Below are 16952 nucleotides of genomic sequence, written 5' to 3'. Positions count from 1 at the left end.
CCCCTACTCCCCTACAACTTATCCCCCTCCACCTCCGTATCTCCCCCCATGAACCTGATCTACGCCGCCCTTGCCTTCCTGATGGCGCTTGTCTTCGGCTTTGTCGGCGTCACCCGCGTCGGATCATGGCTGATCGAGCGCCGCAATCCGCCGATCGGCGAGTTCGCCGAAATCGACGGCGCCCGCATCCATTATGTCCATGTCTCGGCACCCGCCAATGCCGAGCTGCCGCCGATCGTCTTCATCCACGGCGCCAGCGCCAACCTCAGGGACCAGATGCTGCCGCTGCGCCCCTTGCTCGAAGGCCGCGCCGAAATGTTGTTCTTCGACCGGCCAGGCCATGGCTGGTCGGGTCGCGGCACCAACAACGAGAACCCGTCGGCGCAGGCCAACACCATTGCCGCACTGATGGACCATCTCGGCATTAAGAAGGCTATCATCGTCGGCCACTCCTTCGGCGGCGTGGTGACATCGGCCTTTGGCCGGGAGCATCCCGACAAGACGCTCGGGCTGGTCTTCCTCGCACCGGCGACCCACCCATGGCCGGGCGGCGCAACCGCCTGGTACTACAATCTGACCACCATGCCGGTGCTCGGTTGGTTGTTTTCCGAGATGCTGACCTATCCGGCCGGTACACTGCAGATGGCTGACGCCACCACCTGCGTCTTTTCGCCCAACAAGGTGCCGGACAATTATCTCAGCTCGGCCTCTATCCCGCTGGTGCTGCGACCAACAGCCTTTCGTGCCAACGCCACCGATGTCGCCGGGCTCTATCGCTATGCCCTCGGCGCCGCACCGCGCTACAACGAGATCAAGGCGCCAACCGTGGTCATTTCAGGCGATCGCGACAAGGTGGTCTATGCACATATCCATTCGGTCGGCCTGGCGCGCGACATTGCCGGTGCCGAACTCGTCTGGGTGCACAATCTCGGTCACAAGCCAGACTGGATCGCGCCCGACCTGACCGTCGGCGCCATCGAGAAGGTCGCCGGGAAGAGTATAGACCTGCAGGCGATGGCCAGGACCGTGGAGGCGCGCATCGCCGGCGACGCCTACGGCGCCGGCAGATGCGCCGATATCAAGGTACCGCAGGCCGAACTCGCGCCGACCTAAAGCGGATCGCCTGAATCCGTTCAGAGGCGACACGCTTTAGGAATCTAGCGGCTGACTTGTGTGTCCGATCCGATATAGGCGATGCGCAGCATGTTGGTCGAACCCGGTGTCCGCAACGGTACGCCCGCGGTGATGATGACGCGGTCGCCCGGCTTGCCGAAGCCTTCGTCGAAGGCGATGCGGCAGGCGCGATTGACCATGTCGTCGAGGTCGACGGCGTCGGGTGAGACGACGCAATGCGTGCCCCACAAAAGCGACAGCCGCCGCGCCGTGTTGAGGATCGGCGACAGCGCGATAACAGGCACTTGCGGCCGCTCGCGGGCGGCGCGCAGGCCTGTGGTGCCTGATGCGGTGTAGGTGATGATCGCCGCCAGCTTCAGCGTTTCGGCGATCTCGCGCGCGGCCAGCGAAATGGCGTCGGCACCGGTCGCCTCCGGCTCGGAGCGCTGGGCGTTGATGATGCCGGCATAGGTCGGATCGGTTTCGACCTTGGTGGCGATACGGTTCATCATTGCCACGGCCTCGACGGGATAGGCACCCGCCGCCGATTCCGCCGACAGCATGATGGCATCGGCGCCTTCGAAGACGGCGATCGAAACATCGGACACCTCGGCGCGGGTCGGCACCGGTGCCGTGATCATCGATTCCAGCATCTGCGTTGCAACCACCACCGGCTTGCCGGCGCGGCGTGCGGCGCGCGTGATCTGCTTCTGGATGCCGGGCACCGCCTCGAGCGGCATCTCGACGCCGAGATCGCCGCGGGCGACCATCAGCGCGTCGGACAATTCGATGATCTCGGCCAGCCGGGCGACGGCCTGCGGCTTTTCGATCTTGGCCATGATCAGCGCCCGGCCGCGTGCGATCTTGCGCGCTTCGGCCAGATCCTCCGGCCGCTGCACGAAGGACAGCGCCACCCAGTCGACGCCCGTGGCCAGCACGGCATCGAGGTCCTTGCGATCCTTCTCGGTCAGCGCGCCGACCGGGAGGTCGGTGTCGGGCAGGCTGACGCCCTTCTTGTCGGAAATGGTGGTGCCGGCGACGACGGTGCAGACGATCGACTTGCCGTCGCTCTTCACCGCCTTCAGCTCGAGCTTGCCATCGTCGATCAGCAGGCGATGGCCGGCTTCGACCGAGCTCAGGATTTCCGGATGCGGCAGATAGACCCTGGTCGAGGTGCCAGGCTCTGGATTGTCGTCGAGGGTGAAGGTCTGGCCTTGCGTCAGCACTTCCTTGCCGTTGGCGAACTTGCCGACGCGCAACTTTGGCCCTTGCAGATCGGCCAGGATGCCGATCGGCCGGCCAACCGCTTCCTCGACAGCGCGGATGCGTCCGACCAGCGTGCGCATCAGTTCATGGTCGGTATGGCTCATATTGATGCGGAACACATCGGCGCCCGCTTCGAACAGTTTCTTCAGCATCTCCTCCGACGAGGAGGCCGGACCGATGGTGGCTAGGATCTTGACCTTGCGGCTACGTCTCATTGACTGTTTGTTCCCGGGGCGGCTGGAGCGCCTCCCGTTGTGGACTCATCGGTCAGCTGGACCATCCAGCTTGCCTGTTCGCCCGTGTCATATTCCTGGAATCCGGCGCGCTGGAAGCCCCGGGCGACGCAGTCGGTTACGCCGGCGATCTTGAACTCTTTTTCAGCCACGCACATGTTGATCGGGCCGTCCCAGCGTCCACCGCGCTCGGCGTCTTCTGCATAAAGATAGTAAAACCTTGATGACAGCGGCCCTTCGATCAGCGTCTTGCAACTCGATCCCTCGATGTGCCACCAGCCTTCGGTGATCCAGCCGGCCTTGGCGCGATAGCCGATGCCGACACCGACCAGGTTCTGCGTGGCGTTGCAGACGCGGAAATCGGCGCGCGCCGGCGAAGCCACGACCATGGCCGATAGGCCGATGGCAAGAGTGAGGAGCGGCATGGCAAAGGCAGAGCGCATGCGCTGCCCGCCGGCGGAACTCATCCGAAAACCCCTCAAAAACCACATCAGCATCTCTCTGCGCCCCTTTTCGGAAAAGTCCGGGCGCATGTCAACGCACCGTTTTGTCCAATTCCAATCGATTTAGAAAGGCTCCGGCGCACAATTCGCCGACTCGTGCCAGATTTCCGGGGAAACCTTGGCCAAACAACGGCATTGCGCAAGCGTCGTCTTCGTGGAATGACGATAGCACCCTCCCCGGAAGCCAGCGAACAGACCATTTCCCGCCAATGACCCGATCCACAGTTTTCGCGCCTTTCGACATCATCGAGGGCGATCGCAGGCGAGGCATCGTGCTGTTGGGCGATCATGCCCGTCGCGACCTGCCCGACGACTACGGCAGCCTCGGCCTGCCCTCAGCCGAGTTCGACCGCCACATCGCCTATGACGTCGGCGTCGAGGCGGTGACGCGCGAACTGGCTGCCCTGCTCGGCGTGCCGGCGGTGCTTGCCAATTTTTCGCGGCTGCTGATCGATCCCAACCGCGGCGAAGACGACCCAACGCTCATTCGCCAGCTTTATGACGGCACTGTCGTACCTGGGAACTACCCCATCGCTGCCGAGGAGCGCGAGAGGCGGCTCGACGGGTTCTACCGACCCTATCACGACGCCGTCGGCGCCATGATCGCCTCGGTCGCACAGGCTTCCGCCCAGGCGCCCTTCATCTTTTCGGTGCATTCCTTCACCCCTGCCATGCAAGGAATCCAGCGTCCTTGGCACGTCGGCATCCTGTGGGACCTCGACGACCGCGTGGCGCGGCCGTTGATAGACATGCTGGCGCAGGACAAGAACCTCGTCGTCGGCGACAACGAACCCTATGACGGCGCGCTGCGCGGCGACACCATGTACAAGCACGCCATCGTCAACGGCTTCGCCCATGCGCTGATCGAGATCCGACAGGATCTGATATCGGACCAGAAGGGCGCGCTCGCCTGGGCCGAACGGTTGGCGCCAATCGTTGACGCGATCGATCGCCGTCCCGATATACATGTGGTGAAGATGTTTGGCTCGCGCACCGGGCCGCTATGACGGAGGTTTCGATGACCGAACTCAGCGACGAGCAGCAACGCGATTTCGAAGCGGCCGCCTTCCGCCGGCTGGTCGAGCATCTGCGCGAGCGCAACGATGTGCAGAACATCGACCTGATGAATCTCGCCGGCTTCTGCCGCAACTGCCTGTCGAACTGGTATCGGGAGGCAGCCAATGCCGAGGGCGTCGATCTCACCAAGGATCAGTCGCGCGAGATCGTCTACGGCATGCCTTATGGGGAATGGCAGACGCTGAACCAGACCGAGGCCTCCGACGCCAAGAAGGCCGAATTCGAGGCAAGGCGCCCCCAGGACCATTGACGCCGTCGTCCCCGCGATCGCTTAAGGCTATGTTGGCCCAAAATGCTTCCTGAAAGAGCCTTGACTGAAAATTGAATCGATCTAATTTGCCGCGCGAAGCCATTTTCAGCGGGATTCGCCTCATGAACGCATCAACTGCCAAGCTGACTGCCATTCGCGGACGATGGGCGCTCGCGGCCATTTTCCTGGCCAACGGCTTCCTGACGGGCAGCTGGGCGCCGCAGATTCCGGTGTTCCTGACCCGGCTGGAGATCTCGAAGTTCACGCTCGGTCTGCTGATACTCTTATTCGGCGTCGGTGCCGTCGTCGCGATGACCTGGTGCGGCCATTTGATTTCCAGACATGGCTCGCGCACCGTACTGCGCTGGTTCGCCCTGTGCGGCAGCCTCGGTCTGATGGTCGTGGCGCTGGCGCCCAACGTACCGCTGGCGGCCGCGGCCATGATCATCTTCGGCGGCTCGATCGGTGGCATGGACGTTGCCATGAATGCCAATGCCGTGGTGGTCGAACGGCGGCTCTCCCGCGCCGTCATGTCGTCCTCGCACGGCTTCTGGAGTCTCGGCGGCTTCGCCGGCGGCGGCCTCGGCGGCTTTGCCATCCAGCACTACGGCCACCTCGCCCACGCGGCGGCGGTAACGGTGTTTGCCTTCGCGGTGATCGCGGTGGCCGTTCGCCATCTCCTCACCGAAGACAGACCGCAGGCAGCCGAGCACCACAAATTCGCACTGCCGGCAAACCCGCTGGTTTATCTGATCGGACTGATGGCGCTGCTGGCGATGATCTCCGAAGGCGCGGTGCTCGACTGGGCAGCCCTGTATCTGCGCCAGGAACTCGGCGCCGATCTCGCCGTTGCCGGCCTCGCCTACGCCGGATTTTCGGGCGTCATGGCGGTTACGCGGTTCTTCGGCGACGGCATACGCAATCGCTTCGGCGCGGTGACGACGCTGCGCGTGTCGGCCCTCGTAGCCGCGGTCGGCATGCTGGTGGCTGGCCTGGCGCCCTCGCCCTGGCTCGCTATTGCAGCCTTTGCCTTTTGCGGCTTCGGCATCGCCAATATGGTGCCAATCATCTTTTCGGCCGGCGGCAACCAGGAAGGCATGTCTTCCGGCACCGGCATGAGCGTGGTCACCACTATCGGATACTGCGGCATACTGGTGGCGCCGTCGGCGATCGGCTTCGTTGCCGAGCATTCCAGCTTCGGCCCGATCTTCATCACCATGTCGGGACTGCTGATCATCGTGTTGCTGATGGCCGGGCTCGCTCACCGCGCCGAATTCGCGCCAGCACCCGCCGAATAGCGTTTCAGCTCCTCATGCAGAAAATCCACCACCCGGCGGATGCGCACGCTGGTACGCACATCGCGATGCATCGCCAGCCACACCGGCAGAACTGGCAGCGGCAGGTCAGGCAGCACCTTCTCTATCAAAGGATCCCTGTCGGCCAGCGGCTCCTGACCGAGGCCGATGCCGTTTCCCGCCCGCACCGCTTCCCACAAAACGATCTGGTTGTCGGCCCTGAAGCGGAAGCTGCTCCGGGTGACGGGGATGCCATACTGGGTAAAGCCCCTGATGATCTCGTCGCCGCGGTCGAAGCCGACCAGGTCGTGGCCGACAAGATCGGCAGGCTTCAGCGGACGGCCGCGCCTGTCGAGATAGGATTTGGCCGCGCAGGCGCAGAGCTCGATATCGCAGACCCTGCGTGCCATCAGCTCGTTCTGCGCCGGCTTGACCATGCGGATGGCGATGTCGGCATCTCGACGCAGCAGGTTCTCGACCTGGTTGGAAGCAACGATCTCGACCTCGATGCCGGGCTCCTCGATCCCCAGCCGCATCGTCATCTCAGGCAGGACATAGGCCGCCACCACCTCGCTGGCGGCGATGCGCACCGTGCCTTCGATGGCCTCGACCGAACCCAGCGCCAGGAGTGAGAAGGCGCTTGCCTGCTCGCTGACCGCCTTGCCGCGTTCGAACAGCGTGCTGCCGGCCTCCGTCAGTTCGTAACCGTGCCGTCCTCGACGGAACAGTGTGACGCCGAGTGCCCGTTCCAACTCGCCGATGTGACGGCCAAGCGTCGGCTGGCTGGCCGAAAGCTTTCGCGCGGCGGCCGACAGGCTGCCGGATTCCGCCACGGCGACAAAGCTCTTGATCAGGTTCCAGTCGATTTCTGTCATTCATTTATGAATATCAGAACGCCATATGTAGTCAATTTCCATTCGCGTTCGGAGCGACCATATTCCGGCTGCAGACACCAACACGGACTGCAAACACCAACCAGGAGAACTCAGATGACCAAGATCGCTCTCACCACCGCCGCCATCCTCATTTCCGTCAGCGCCGCCTTTGCCGGCAGCGACAAGTTTGGCTCGAACGACGCCAGCCAGCCGGCTGTCACCAGCACCGACAACACGACCACCGCTTCGATCCACAACCCGGATGCGGCCGTCCGGCAGCCGGTCACGCAAGGCAGCAACCGCGACCTCTTCGGCAACCGCTGATCTCGATCGCGCTTGTCGCTGATCCCGATCGCGCGTCCAGACCGACCACGCAAATCCCAACCCAGGAGTGCTTCCAATGACCAGTATCGCAATTCTCGGTGCCAATGGCCGGCTCGGCCGCGTGGTCGCCAAGGCCTTCATCGACGCGGGCTACGAGGTCCGCGCCGTCACCCGCAACGGCAAACTGCCAACTGAACTTGAAGGCGCTACGGCCGTTGCCGGTGACGCGCTCGACCGGGAAGCGCTGATCCGCGCCACGGAAGGTGTCGACATCATCTTCAACGGCCTCAACCCGATCTACACCGAATGGGTCAAGTGCCTGCCGATCGCCGAGAATGTCATGACCGCTTGCCATGCCAACAACGCACTGCATCTCTTTCCCGGGACCGTATACAATTACGGATCGCCGATGCCGGAGGTGATCACGGAAGACACGCCGTTCCGCCCGACGACCGACAAGGGGCGCATCCGCGTCGCCATGGAGGACCTGTTTCACCGCGAGGCCGAAGCACGCCGCGTCCGCACCATCATTTTGCGGGCCGGCGACTTCTTCGGCGGCACCGGCAGCGGCTCGTGGTTCGACTTGGTCGTCGCTGCCAAGATCAACAAGGGTATCTATACGGCGCCCGGCCCGGTCGACCTCGTACATGAATGGGCCTACCTACCGGATCTGGCCAGGGCTTTCGTCGGACTGGCGCAGAACCTGGACAAGCTCGGCGCTTATGAAGCCTTCAACTTCCCCGGCCATCCCGTCACCGACCTGGAGATCAAGGCAGCCGCAGAGAAGGCGCTTGGGCGTCCGCTCAAGATGACCTCGATGGCCTGGTGGGTGCTGCGCGCCGGTAGCCCGTTCGTGGCGATGTGGCGTGAGATCGTGTCGATGTCCTATCTGCGCTTCGAACCGCACCAACTGGCGTCGGCAAGGCTGGAAGGCATCATCGGCGCGATCCCGCACACGCCGCTGGATCAGGCCGTCACTGAAGCTCTCGGGGATATCGGCATTGCCACCGTGACCGGCGTTGCGAAAGCTGCCTGACGTCCGCGATGGCGGGCGATGCTCCTCCGCACATTGACAATCTCCGCGGACTGAGAGGGCGCCTCAGAGCCGTCCCATCAACAGCAGCACCATAAGCACCACCAGCACCACGCCGACAATACCCGAGGGCCCATAGCCCCAGGAGCGCGAATGTGGCCAGGCCGGCACCGCGCCGATGAGGATAAGGACCAGGACGATGATGACGATGGTGGTGATCGGCATGAGAACCCCGCAATTCGACGTTTCGCCCAAGAACAATGCAAAAGGCCGCCCGGTTGTTCCGGGCGGCCTTTTGCGGTCAAATCGGCATTGGTCTATTCGGCGGCTTTCGGAAAGGCGATATCCGGCTCGGCTCCGGTATCCTGCCCCTGCGCATCGGTCGAGGAAATCTCGCCCTTGCCACGCCGGAACAGCCGGCTGAACCAACCGCGCCGTGCGCCCGGCTTGACCTTGGCGCGGGTGAACACGATCAGCATCGACGGCGTCACCACCAGCGTCAGCACGGTGGCGAAGGACAGGCCGAAGACGATCGCCGAGGACAGCGAAATCCACCATTGCGTCGACGGCGCGTTGATCGTCGTCTCGTGATGGAAGATTTCCAACCCGAGGCCGAAGGCGATCGGCAGCACGCCGAGAATGGCCGAAACAGCCGTCAGCACCACCGGACGGGCGCGCTCGCGGCAAGTCTGCAGCACCGCCTCGACCTTGTCCCAGCCTTCTTCACGCAGCCGGTCATAGGTGTCGATCAGCACGATGTTGTTGTTCACCACCACGCCGGCCAGAGCGATGACGCCGATGCCCGACATGACGATGCCGAACGTCTCGCCTGTTATCAGCAGGCCGAGGAACACGCCGATCGTCGCCATGACCACGCAGGACAGCACCAGCCAGACGCTGGTGAACTTGTTGAACTGCGCCAAGAGCACCAGGAAGATCAGGAAGATCGCCGCCCCGAAGGCCTTGCTAAGAAAGGCGCTGGCTTCGGCGCTGTCCTCGTTCGAGCCGGCCAGCTTCCAGCGGATGCCGCTGCCGAGATCCATGTCGGAGACGGCTTTGGTGACCTGCTCCTGCACAGCCGCGACCTGAGCGCCGGCGGCGACGTTGGCCTGGACGACCACCGTACGCGCGCCGTCGATGCGGTTGAGGATGCCGACCGTCGGCTCGGGCTTGCGCACGACGAAGTTCGAGATCGGCACCGAGCCTTGTGAGGTCTGCACCCTGAGTTCGTCGAGCGTCGACAGCGTGCGCCGGTCTTCGGGCAGCCGCAGCCTTATGTCGACCGCGTCGTCGGCTCCGGCAGGCCGGTATTCCGAGAGCTTCAGCCCGTTGGTCACCAGTTGCACCACCGTCCCGACCGAGGTTGGGCTGATGCCGTACTGCGCCGCCTTGGCACGGTCGACCTCGAGCGCCCAGTCGACACCGGGCGGCGGCAGGCCGTCGGAAATATCAATGACGCCGGGCACCTTGCCGATGCGCGCCGCAACCTCACGGGCCTTGTCGTCGAGCCCCTTGGGGTCGACGGCCGAAAGCCTGATCTGGATCGGCTTGCCGGTCGGCGGACCGGCTTCCGGCACGCGCACCTCGACATCGACGCCGGGAATGCCGGCCATGACGCCGCGCAGATCGTCCAGGATGTGGTTCGCCGCCTTGCGCTCGCGCCAGTCGATGAATTCGTACTGGATGACGCCGACGACGTCTTCGGGGATATCCTGGCCGCCGCCTTGCGTCTTGCCGACGCGGGTGTAGACCGACTTCACGCCCGGCCAGCCGAGCAGCCTGTCTTCCGCGATCTTGGTCGCGGTATCCATTTCGGCCAGCGAAAGATTGCCGCGCGCATGCACGTAGAGCAGGCCGTAATCCGGTTCGACATTCGGGAAGAACTCGACGCCGGCGCCGTATTTCGAATAGGCAAAGCCGACGCCGAACAAGAGCGCGACGGTCAGCACCAGCACGGTGATGGGGAAGCGCACCGCCTGCTTGACGATCGCCATGTACCAGCCGTCGCGATTGTCATCCTCATGATGCGGCGGCGCCTTGGCGAAGATCGCACCCAGCGTCGGCGCGAAGACAAGCGCATAGAGCATCGAGGCCGATAGCGTGACGATCAGCGTGATCGGCATGTACTTCATGAAGTCGCCGATGATGCCCGGCCAGAACAGCAGCGGTGAGAAGGCGGCGATGCGCGTCATCGTCGCGGCGATGACCGGACCGGCCATGCGCTTGGCTGCGAGCGCGAAGGCTTCCTCCTTCGGCATGCCTTCGCTCATCCGCCGTTCGGCGAACTCGGTGACGATGATGGCGTCGTCGACCAGCATGCCGACGGCCAGGATCAGGCTGAACAGCACGATCATGTTGATCGTGTAGCCCATCATCGCCAGCAGCAGGATGCCGATCAGGAACGACGACGGAATCGCAAGCCCGATGAGCAGCGAGGCGCGGCCGGACAGCGCGTAGAGGATGACGATGAACACCAGGATGACGGCGATCATCACATGGTTCTGCAGGTCGCCGAGCAGCTGGTTGACGAAGACCGACTTGTCCTGCGTGTAGGTGACGTTCATGCCCTCGGGCATCGACTTGACGAACTCGTCGGACACCGTTCGCACCTTGGCGATGGTGTCGATCAGGTTGGAGCCGATGCGCTTCTTGACTTCGATGGCGATGGCCGGCTTGCCGTTGAGACGGGTCACCGTCTCGGCATCCTTGAAGGTCGAACGGATCGTCGCGATGTCCTTGGCCTGCACCACGGCATTGGGGCCGGCGACCACAGGCAGTGCGGCGACATCCTCCGGCGTTTCGATCAGCGACGGCACCTTGACGGCGTATTTGCCCTCCGAGCCTTCGATATTGCCGGCGGCGACCAGGCTGTTGGAGTTGCCGACCGCACCGATCAACTGATCGAGCTGCAATCCATAGGAAGACAGCTTCATCGGATCGATGACGACCTCGACGAGATCGTCGCGCGCACCCTGCAGCGAGCCTTCGAGAACACCGGGAACCTCCTCGATACGGTCGCGTAGTTCGCGCGCGGCGGCGGTCAGCACGCGTTCGGGCAGATTTCCCGAGAGCGTGACGACGAGCACGGGAAATTCGGAAATGTTGACTTCGGTAACGACGGGTTCTTCCGCCGCCTGCGGCAGGTCGGCCTTGGCGTCCTGCACCTTGCTGCGCGTGTCCTGCAGCGCGGTGGCCAGATTGGTCTGCGGCTGGAATTCGACCAGCACGTAGCCGCCGCCCTGGAAGGCGGCCGAACGCATCTCCTTGAGGCCCTTCAGGCTTTTCAGCTTGCTTTCCATCGGCCGCAGCAGAAGCCGCTCCGAATCCTCGGGCGAAATGCCCTGATAGATCAGGCTGACATACATCATCGGAATCGGAACGTCGGGCTCCGCTTCCTTTGGCGTCGCCTGATAGGCGACCCAGCCCGCCAGCAGAAGGAAGACGAGGACCGAAATGGTCAGGCGGGCATTGTTGATTGCGAGTCTGACGATATCCATGGCTAACGCCTGTTCTTGAATTTCCACGAGCTGCGTCGCAGCCGATTGTCCCCGCCCAGGGCTAGTCCGTCGCGACTTGTGCTACGCTACTGGGTGCCGGTCGTCGCCTCGCCGAGCAGCTTCTTGATGATCGCCTGGTCGGCCTCGACCGGATTGACCAGATCGCCTTCCTTCACCAGTTCCTGGCCGGCGACGATGATGCGGGCGTCGGCCGGTATGCCGCCGAGGACGAGGCCGGTCGGCGTGTCGTCAACGAGGTCGATCGGGAAGAACGCCACCTTGTTGTCCTTGCCGACGGCACGGATGCCGAGGTCGCCCTTGTCGCCGAGCGTCACAACCGAGCGCGGCAGCAGCACCGCGTCGGTCGGCTGTGCGTTGAGCGCGATTTCCGCCGTCATGCCGGCCGGCACGGAGCCGTCGGCATTGGGGACGGCAACCTCGACGCGGAAGGTGCGGGTCGCCGACGAGGCGTCGCGGCTGATGTAGCGCACGGTGCCTTCGACCGTCTGGCCGCTGACCAGCCGTATGGTGGCCTTGTCGCCGAGCTTGAGATAGCCGAGATCGCGCTCGCTGACTTCGCCACGGGCAATCACCGGATCAAGCTTGAGGATGGTTGCCACCTCGCCGCCTTGCATGACGGAACTGCCAAGTTCCACCGGCACCCGGTCGATAACGCCGTCGAAAGGCGCCTTCACCTCGTTGCGGTCGAGTTCGGCCTGTGCCGTTTCCAGCAGCGACTGCGCCGAGGTCAGGTTCGAGCGCGCGGTGTCGAGCTGCAGCTTCGGCAGATTGCCGGTCTTCATCAGCCGCAAGGCTGCGTCCAGCTCGGCCTGGCGCTGCACCACCAACTGCTTGGCGTTGTCGACCATCGAGATCTTTTCTTCCGCCGCAAGCATCAGCACCAGATCCCCCGTCTTGACGTGATCGCCTTGCTTGACAGGTAGCTTGTCGATGACACCGGCGACGCGCGTCGCCAGCACCGCCCGCTTGTCGGCTTCGGTCAGCCCGGAAATGCGGATGGCGCGTGCATAGGTCTTGCGTGGCGGCGTCACCACCGCGACGGTGCGCAGCGGTGCCTTAGGCTCGGCTTCCGCCGTCTTCGGCTTGCTTGCGTCCGGCGCCTTGGCCTGTTCGGCTTCGGCTGCCTTGGCTTTGTTGGCGGCTACGCTGCCGACCGACGAAAACTCGCCTGTCGCCATCCACGCCGCGAAACCAATGAGCACAACAACGGCTGCAAGCTTGTGAAACCTGATTCTCATCGTCGTTTTTTCCACTGCGGGTTCGGCCAGCGTCCTCATAACGCGGGCGCGTCGCCGATATGGGTGCGCGCCGAGCCGTGTTCAATTTGCCGTGATCGGCGAAGCGCGCTTCTACATCAAAGTTGCACCGCAATATAGTCTGAAAGTTGCAAGATCATTGCGCCGGCGGACAAGATGCGCCGGCCGCTGCCCAGTTTTCGATCGCTTGATAGGTTGCTTCGGCGGAGCCCGGGGCTGGTTCACGACCCGATCCTGGCGCCCAGCCCCAGGCGACCAATCTGTCGTCGCGAACATGCAGCGCGATATCCTTCAAGCTACGGTTGCCGTTGCGCAGGGGATCCTTGATCTGGGCGCAGATTTCGGCCGAGGATTTGCCGAACCAGGCCATCTCGGCTGGCGCCAGATGCCAGTTCTCGGCCCCGGGCGGACCGTGCAATGCCTTGGAATTGCTGGCGAAATGGCAAGTCGTGCAGCGCAGGCCCGGATTGCCGAAGCCCGACCCGTCAGCACCCCGCTGGACATTGAAGGCGTGAACGCGCGTACCGCCGTAATGCGCACCCGACCAGCGCGGCCGCTCGTCCGCGACATGACAGTCGGCGCAGCGCGGATGCGAGAACACCGCATAGACCTTGTCCCATTCGGACAGGCCTTTCGCCGCGTCGACGGTCGCCGGCGCCGGCATCTGGCTCTCTTGCGCGATCGCAAACGGCGCTGCGAGCACGAGCATGGCAGCAGGCGTCAGCATGATGAGGAGCTTCTTCATGCGAAGGCCACCGTTTTCGACAGCGGCAGCGTGCGGACGCGCTTTCCGGTGAGCGCGAAGATGGCGTTGGCGAGCGCCGGAGCCGCCGGCGGTGTGCCGACCTCGCCGACGCCGCCCATCTTGTGGAAGTTTTCCAGGATGGCGACTTCGAAGACCGGGCACTGGAAGATCCGCATGGCGTCGAAATCGTGGAAGTTCGACTGTTCGACCATGCCGTCGGCGAAGGTGATTTCCTGACCCATAGCTGCGGAGAGTCCGTAGATGGCGGCCGAAATCAGCTGCGCCTCGATGATGCCGGGATCGAGCGCGGTGCCGACATCGGCGGCGATCCACACCTTCTCGATGCGGATGCCGGCCGGCGTGTCCGCCACCTGGACGATCTCGCCGACCCAACTGCCGAAGGACAGCGTGAAGGCGATACCCCTGGCCTTGCCGGCGGGCAGCGCCTCGCCCCATTTCGCCATCGCGGCGACTTTCTCCACCACCTTCACCGCCGAGGGATAAGCGGCCATCAGTCTCTTGCGCATCTCGACCGGATCGATTTTTCCGGCAATGGCGATCTCGTCCATGAAACCCTCATGGAAGAAGCCGTTGACCGAACTGCCGACCGAGCGCCAGGAGCCGACAGGGATGGAGACCGGCGCCGCGATACCGCTGACCCGGTAGTTCGGAATGGTGTAGGGCTGGTCATAGGCACCGTCGACGATGCTCTTGTCGGGACCGAGCGGCGATATCGAAGGAAACAGCCGGCGCAGCATGCCGGCAATCACCGATGGCGAGGCCATCCTCATGTCGACGGCGACCGGCATGCCATCGTCGCCGAGCCGCGCCTGGAACTTGCCGATAGCGGCCGGCCGGTAGGCGTCGTGGCGCATGTCTTCTTCACGCGTCCAGGTCACCTTGATCGGGCGCCCGCCCGTCTCCTTCGCCATCAGCGCGGCGCACAGCGCGTAGTCAACCTCGACGCGCCGGCCGAAACCGCCGCCCATGAAGGTGGTGTGCACAGTGATCTTGTCCTGCTCGATGCCGACCGCGTTGGCGCAAAGCTGCCGCACCAGGGTCGGCGCCTGGTTGCCGCACCAGATGTCGAGCGCGCCGTCCCTGAGCTGCGCCGTGGCGTTCATCGGCTCCATCGTCGCATGCGCCAGATAGGGCACCGCATAGTCGGCCTCGACGATCCTTTCACGCGGCGCGTCGGCAAAGGCGGTGTCGACGTCGCCATTGTCGCGCATCACCGACCCCTTGGTGCCGAGCGCCTGCTTCAGGACATCTGAAATAGCGGCGCTGCTGAGCGGGTATTCGGGATCGGACCACTGGGCATCGATCGCCTCGGCCGCCTTGAATGCCGCCCATGTGTTGTCGGCGATGATGCCGAAGCCATGGCCGTAATTCGTCTCCAGCGGCACGATCTTGATCACACCGGGCATTTTCTCGGCTTTCGAGAGGTCCGCCTTGATCGGCGCCGACCAGAAGCGCGGGCTCATCTTGACCGTGCCGTAGACCATGTCCGGCAGCCTGACATCGATGCCGAAGATCGGCGCCCCGGTCACCTTGGCCAGCATGTCGATGCGCTTTTGCGGCTTTCCCAGCAGTTTCCAGTCGGCCCGGTCCTTGAGCCTGACTTCGGCCGGCGGCGCCATCGCGGCGGCGGCCGCGGCGACCGCGCCATAGGTCAGCGACTTGCCGGACGCTTTGTGCAGGATCGAACCGTCGGCCGTTTCCAGATCGGCGGCGGCGACACCGAGTTTTTGCGCCGCAGCCGCGATCAGCATCTGCCGGGCGACTGCACCCGCTTGCCGCATCTTGTCAAAACCGTCGCGTGTCGAAGCCGAACCACCGGTGCCCTGCAGGGCAAGGAACTTGCCGACCACACCGAGACCCGAGCGCACCGCCTGCGCGGTCATGCTCTCGTCGAAGAAGGCGAACGGACCGCCCTCTTCGAGGATCGCGGCGTTGTAATAGGCATGGGAGGCGGGGCCGTGCTCGACCTTGACCCGGTCGAGGCTCACATTGAGTTCTTCGGCGACCATGACGGCGAGCGTCGTCGAAATGCCTTGCCCCATCTCGGCCCGCGGCGCGACGATGGTGAGGGTGTTGTCGGCGCCGATCTTCACATAGGGGTTGAAGGTCGCCTCGCCCTTGCCGAGCTCGGCCTCGAGCGGGTTCGGAAAAGGCTTGCGATAATAGTAGTAGCCGACGGCAACGCCGCCCGCGACGGCGGCAGCGCCGATCAGAAACGTGCGGCGGGCGATCTTTCCGACACTGGCCATGGTCAGAGCCCCGCCGTCTTGAGCGCCGCGGCCTTCTTGATGGCCGAGCGGATTTTGGGATAGGTGCCGCAGCGGCAGAGATTGCCGCCCATGGCGTTGTCGATATCGGCGTCGCTTGGGTTGGCGACTTCGTCGAGCAGCGCCACCGCGCTCATGATCTGGCCGGGCTGGCAGTAGCCGCATTGCGCGACCTGTTCCTCCAGCCATACCTGCTGCACCGCATGCAGTCTGCCTGCTGTGCCGATGCCTTCAATGGTCGTGACAGCGCCACTGACCTGCCCAACCGGGAGTGAGCAGGAACGCATCGGCTGACCGTCCACATGCACCGTGCAGGCGCCGCAGGCGGCGATACCGCAGCCGAATTTCGGCCCGGTCTTGCCAATGAGATCGCGCAGCGCCCACAGCAGCGGCATGTCAGGATCGGCATCGATATCGAAAGACTGACCGTCGACGGTAAGGCGCATGGGGATACCCTTTGTTGTCGTCCACTGCCAAGGGCGAAGCGTCCCCTCGGCCGTTTGGCCCAATACAGATTGACAAATTTCGTCATTTTGTCAAATAGGATTTTGCAGGATAGAATTGCTCCATGAACCAGATCGAAGACATCGCCGCCACAGATCCCAAACGCGTCCGTATCCTGGATGGCGCGATGAAGGTGTTTTTGGCCTATGGCTTCACCCGCACCACCATGGACGACATCGCCCGCGCCGCAGACATGTCGCGCCCGGCGCTCTATCTCTTGTTCAAGAACAAGACCGACATTTTCCGCGCCATCGCCATGATGATCCTGTCGCGCTCGGTCGAGGCGGCAAAGATTGCCCTATCCGGCGATGGCCCTTTCATCGAGCGCATGATCCGCGCCATCGACGAGGCGTTCATCTCGATGATGGGCGCCGTTGTTGCCTCGCCGCACGGCGCCGAACTGCTGGACATGAAATCGAGCCTTGGCGATCTGGTCGGCTGCTGGCGCGGCGGGCTTGGCGAACATATTGCCGCCGCGATCCAGGGCGAGGCAGCCAGGAACGGCGTCGACTTGGCGGCCAGGGGCCTGTCGACACAACTGCTCGCCGACATGCTGCTCGACGGGTTGGAAGGCATGAAGGCGCGGATCAGAGATCCGGAGGGACAGCGGCAGGCGGCCGCTGCCCTGATCAGGGTGATCGACCTAACCTTGAAAGCTCGATGAAACCAGCT

At 63.8% G+C, this 16952-nt stretch carries 16 protein-coding genes; 7 read left to right on the top strand and 9 right to left on the bottom strand.

Annotated features, from left to right (window positions below):
- The first annotated feature begins 48 nt into the window (after window positions 1-48).
- Complete coding sequence (locus EOA19_RS28810) at window positions 49-1113, top strand: alpha/beta hydrolase (protein ID WP_128305538.1); 1065 nt, start codon at window positions 49-51, stop codon at window positions 1111-1113.
- 44 nt (window positions 1114-1157) lie between these two features.
- Here the strand turns inward: EOA19_RS28810 and pyk are convergent, their stop codons facing one another.
- Together pyk and EOA19_RS28800 are read right to left on the bottom strand one after the other, a co-directional pair.
- Entirely contained in the window at window positions 1158-2594 is a 1437-nt protein-coding gene (gene pyk / locus EOA19_RS28805) for a pyruvate kinase (RefSeq protein WP_023810921.1), read from the bottom strand.
- Window positions 2591-3079 carry a DUF1036 domain-containing protein gene (locus EOA19_RS28800; protein WP_127260459.1) on the bottom strand — a complete coding sequence of 163 codons (489 nt, stop codon included), beginning with the start codon at window positions 3077-3079 and terminating at the stop codon, window positions 2591-2593. Before EOA19_RS28800 ends, pyk begins: the two co-directional genes overlap by 4 nt.
- Window positions 3080-3324: 245 nt before the next feature.
- On the opposite strand from EOA19_RS28800, the gene EOA19_RS28795 reads away from it, so the two are divergent.
- From EOA19_RS28795 to EOA19_RS28785, 3 genes are all read left to right on the top strand, one after another.
- Window positions 3325-4122: an N-formylglutamate amidohydrolase gene (locus EOA19_RS28795; RefSeq protein ID WP_128305537.1), complete on the top strand. Its 798-nt coding sequence runs from the start codon at window positions 3325-3327 to the stop codon at window positions 4120-4122.
- Window positions 4123-4133: 11 nt separating this feature from the next.
- Window positions 4134-4442, top strand: coding sequence for a DUF1244 domain-containing protein (locus EOA19_RS28790; protein WP_128305536.1), 309 nt, complete (start codon window positions 4134-4136; stop codon window positions 4440-4442).
- Window positions 4443-4564: 122 nt separating this feature from the next.
- On the top strand, window positions 4565-5740 hold the full coding sequence (locus EOA19_RS28785; RefSeq protein WP_128305535.1) for an MFS transporter: 1176 nt from the start codon (window positions 4565-4567) through the stop codon (window positions 5738-5740).
- Here the strand turns inward: EOA19_RS28785 and EOA19_RS28780 are convergent.
- A complete protein-coding gene (locus EOA19_RS28780; RefSeq protein WP_128305534.1) occupies window positions 5704-6612 on the bottom strand; it encodes a LysR family transcriptional regulator in 909 nt (302 codons plus the stop codon). The two genes, EOA19_RS28785 and EOA19_RS28780, sit on opposite strands and share 37 nt — an antisense overlap.
- Before the next feature lie 114 nt (window positions 6613-6726).
- Here EOA19_RS28780 and EOA19_RS28775 point away from each other — a divergent pair, with 114 nt between their 5' ends.
- Window positions 6727-6936: a DUF680 domain-containing protein gene (locus EOA19_RS28775; RefSeq protein WP_128305533.1), complete on the top strand. Its 210-nt coding sequence runs from the start codon at window positions 6727-6729 to the stop codon at window positions 6934-6936.
- 76 nt (window positions 6937-7012) lie between these two features.
- Window positions 7013-7972 (top strand): SDR family oxidoreductase, encoded by a 960-nt coding sequence (locus EOA19_RS28770; RefSeq protein WP_128305532.1) that lies wholly within the window; start codon window positions 7013-7015, stop codon window positions 7970-7972.
- Window positions 7973-8035: 63 nt separating this feature from the next.
- Here EOA19_RS28770 and EOA19_RS28765 read toward each other — a convergent pair whose 3' ends face one another.
- The 6 genes from EOA19_RS28765 to EOA19_RS28740 form a co-directional block, all read right to left on the bottom strand.
- Window positions 8036-8194: a DUF3309 family protein gene (locus EOA19_RS28765; protein ID WP_023810914.1), complete on the bottom strand. Its 159-nt coding sequence runs from the start codon at window positions 8192-8194 to the stop codon at window positions 8036-8038.
- A 92-nt stretch (window positions 8195-8286) separates the two neighbouring features.
- On the bottom strand, window positions 8287-11466 hold the full coding sequence (locus EOA19_RS28760) for an efflux RND transporter permease subunit (RefSeq protein WP_128305531.1): 3180 nt from the start codon (window positions 11464-11466) through the stop codon (window positions 8287-8289).
- An 86-nt stretch (window positions 11467-11552) separates the two neighbouring features.
- Window positions 11553-12725 carry an efflux RND transporter periplasmic adaptor subunit gene (locus tag EOA19_RS28755; RefSeq protein ID WP_031213157.1) on the bottom strand — a complete coding sequence of 391 codons (1173 nt, stop codon included), beginning with the start codon at window positions 12723-12725 and terminating at the stop codon, window positions 11553-11555.
- Between the two features lie 154 nt (window positions 12726-12879).
- Window positions 12880-13488 (bottom strand): hypothetical protein, encoded by a 609-nt coding sequence (locus tag EOA19_RS28750; protein WP_128305530.1) that lies wholly within the window; start codon window positions 13486-13488, stop codon window positions 12880-12882.
- The gene (locus tag EOA19_RS28745) at window positions 13485-15758 is read right to left on the bottom strand and encodes a xanthine dehydrogenase family protein molybdopterin-binding subunit (protein ID WP_128305529.1); all 2274 of its coding nucleotides are present in this window, start codon (window positions 15756-15758) and stop codon (window positions 13485-13487) included. The genes EOA19_RS28750 and EOA19_RS28745 overlap by 4 nt, the downstream gene beginning before the upstream one ends.
- Before the next feature lie 2 nt (window positions 15759-15760).
- Entirely contained in the window at window positions 15761-16222 is a 462-nt protein-coding gene (locus EOA19_RS28740; protein WP_128305528.1) for a (2Fe-2S)-binding protein, read from the bottom strand.
- A 122-nt stretch (window positions 16223-16344) separates the two neighbouring features.
- Here EOA19_RS28740 and EOA19_RS28735 point away from each other — a divergent pair, with 122 nt between their 5' ends.
- Window positions 16345-16944 carry a TetR/AcrR family transcriptional regulator gene (locus EOA19_RS28735; protein WP_128305527.1) on the top strand — a complete coding sequence of 200 codons (600 nt, stop codon included), beginning with the start codon at window positions 16345-16347 and terminating at the stop codon, window positions 16942-16944.
- The last annotated feature ends 8 nt before the right edge of the window (window positions 16945-16952 follow it).

The organism is Mesorhizobium sp. M7A.F.Ca.US.010.02.1.1 (assembly GCF_004023085.1).
GTDB lineage: Bacteria > Pseudomonadota > Alphaproteobacteria > Rhizobiales > Rhizobiaceae > Mesorhizobium.
The sequence above is the reverse complement of the archived record's forward strand: the minus strand, read 5'-3'. Positions and strand labels throughout refer to the sequence as shown.

What these genes read in the sequence shown, in the direction of transcription:
- pyk (WP_023810921.1), bottom strand. Translation starts at nt 2,594, where the DNA reads ATGAGACGTAGCCGCAAGGTCAAGATCCTAGCCACCATCGGTCCGGCC.
- EOA19_RS28750 (WP_128305530.1), bottom strand. Translation starts at nt 13,488, where the DNA reads ATGAAGAAGCTCCTCATCATGCTGACGCCTGCTGCCATGCTCGTGCTC.
- EOA19_RS28785 (WP_128305535.1), top strand. Translation starts at nt 4,565, where the DNA reads ATGAACGCATCAACTGCCAAGCTGACTGCCATTCGCGGACGATGGGCG.
- EOA19_RS28780 (WP_128305534.1), bottom strand. Translation starts at nt 6,612, where the DNA reads ATGACAGAAATCGACTGGAACCTGATCAAGAGCTTTGTCGCCGTGGCG.
- EOA19_RS28790 (WP_128305536.1), top strand. Translation starts at nt 4,134, where the DNA reads ATGACCGAACTCAGCGACGAGCAGCAACGCGATTTCGAAGCGGCCGCC.
- EOA19_RS28800 (WP_127260459.1), bottom strand. Translation starts at nt 3,079, where the DNA reads ATGAGTTCCGCCGGCGGGCAGCGCATGCGCTCTGCCTTTGCCATGCCG.
- EOA19_RS28775 (WP_128305533.1), top strand. Translation starts at nt 6,727, where the DNA reads ATGACCAAGATCGCTCTCACCACCGCCGCCATCCTCATTTCCGTCAGC.
- EOA19_RS28735 (WP_128305527.1), top strand. Translation starts at nt 16,345, where the DNA reads ATGAACCAGATCGAAGACATCGCCGCCACAGATCCCAAACGCGTCCGT.
- EOA19_RS28810 (WP_128305538.1), top strand. Translation starts at nt 49, where the DNA reads ATGAACCTGATCTACGCCGCCCTTGCCTTCCTGATGGCGCTTGTCTTC.
- EOA19_RS28745 (WP_128305529.1), bottom strand. Translation starts at nt 15,758, where the DNA reads ATGGCCAGTGTCGGAAAGATCGCCCGCCGCACGTTTCTGATCGGCGCT.
- EOA19_RS28740 (WP_128305528.1), bottom strand. Translation starts at nt 16,222, where the DNA reads ATGCGCCTTACCGTCGACGGTCAGTCTTTCGATATCGATGCCGATCCT.
- EOA19_RS28770 (WP_128305532.1), top strand. Translation starts at nt 7,013, where the DNA reads ATGACCAGTATCGCAATTCTCGGTGCCAATGGCCGGCTCGGCCGCGTG.
- EOA19_RS28755 (WP_031213157.1), bottom strand. Translation starts at nt 12,725, where the DNA reads ATGAGAATCAGGTTTCACAAGCTTGCAGCCGTTGTTGTGCTCATTGGT.
- EOA19_RS28795 (WP_128305537.1), top strand. Translation starts at nt 3,325, where the DNA reads ATGACCCGATCCACAGTTTTCGCGCCTTTCGACATCATCGAGGGCGAT.
- EOA19_RS28760 (WP_128305531.1), bottom strand. Translation starts at nt 11,466, where the DNA reads ATGGATATCGTCAGACTCGCAATCAACAATGCCCGCCTGACCATTTCG.
- EOA19_RS28765 (WP_023810914.1), bottom strand. Translation starts at nt 8,194, where the DNA reads ATGCCGATCACCACCATCGTCATCATCGTCCTGGTCCTTATCCTCATC.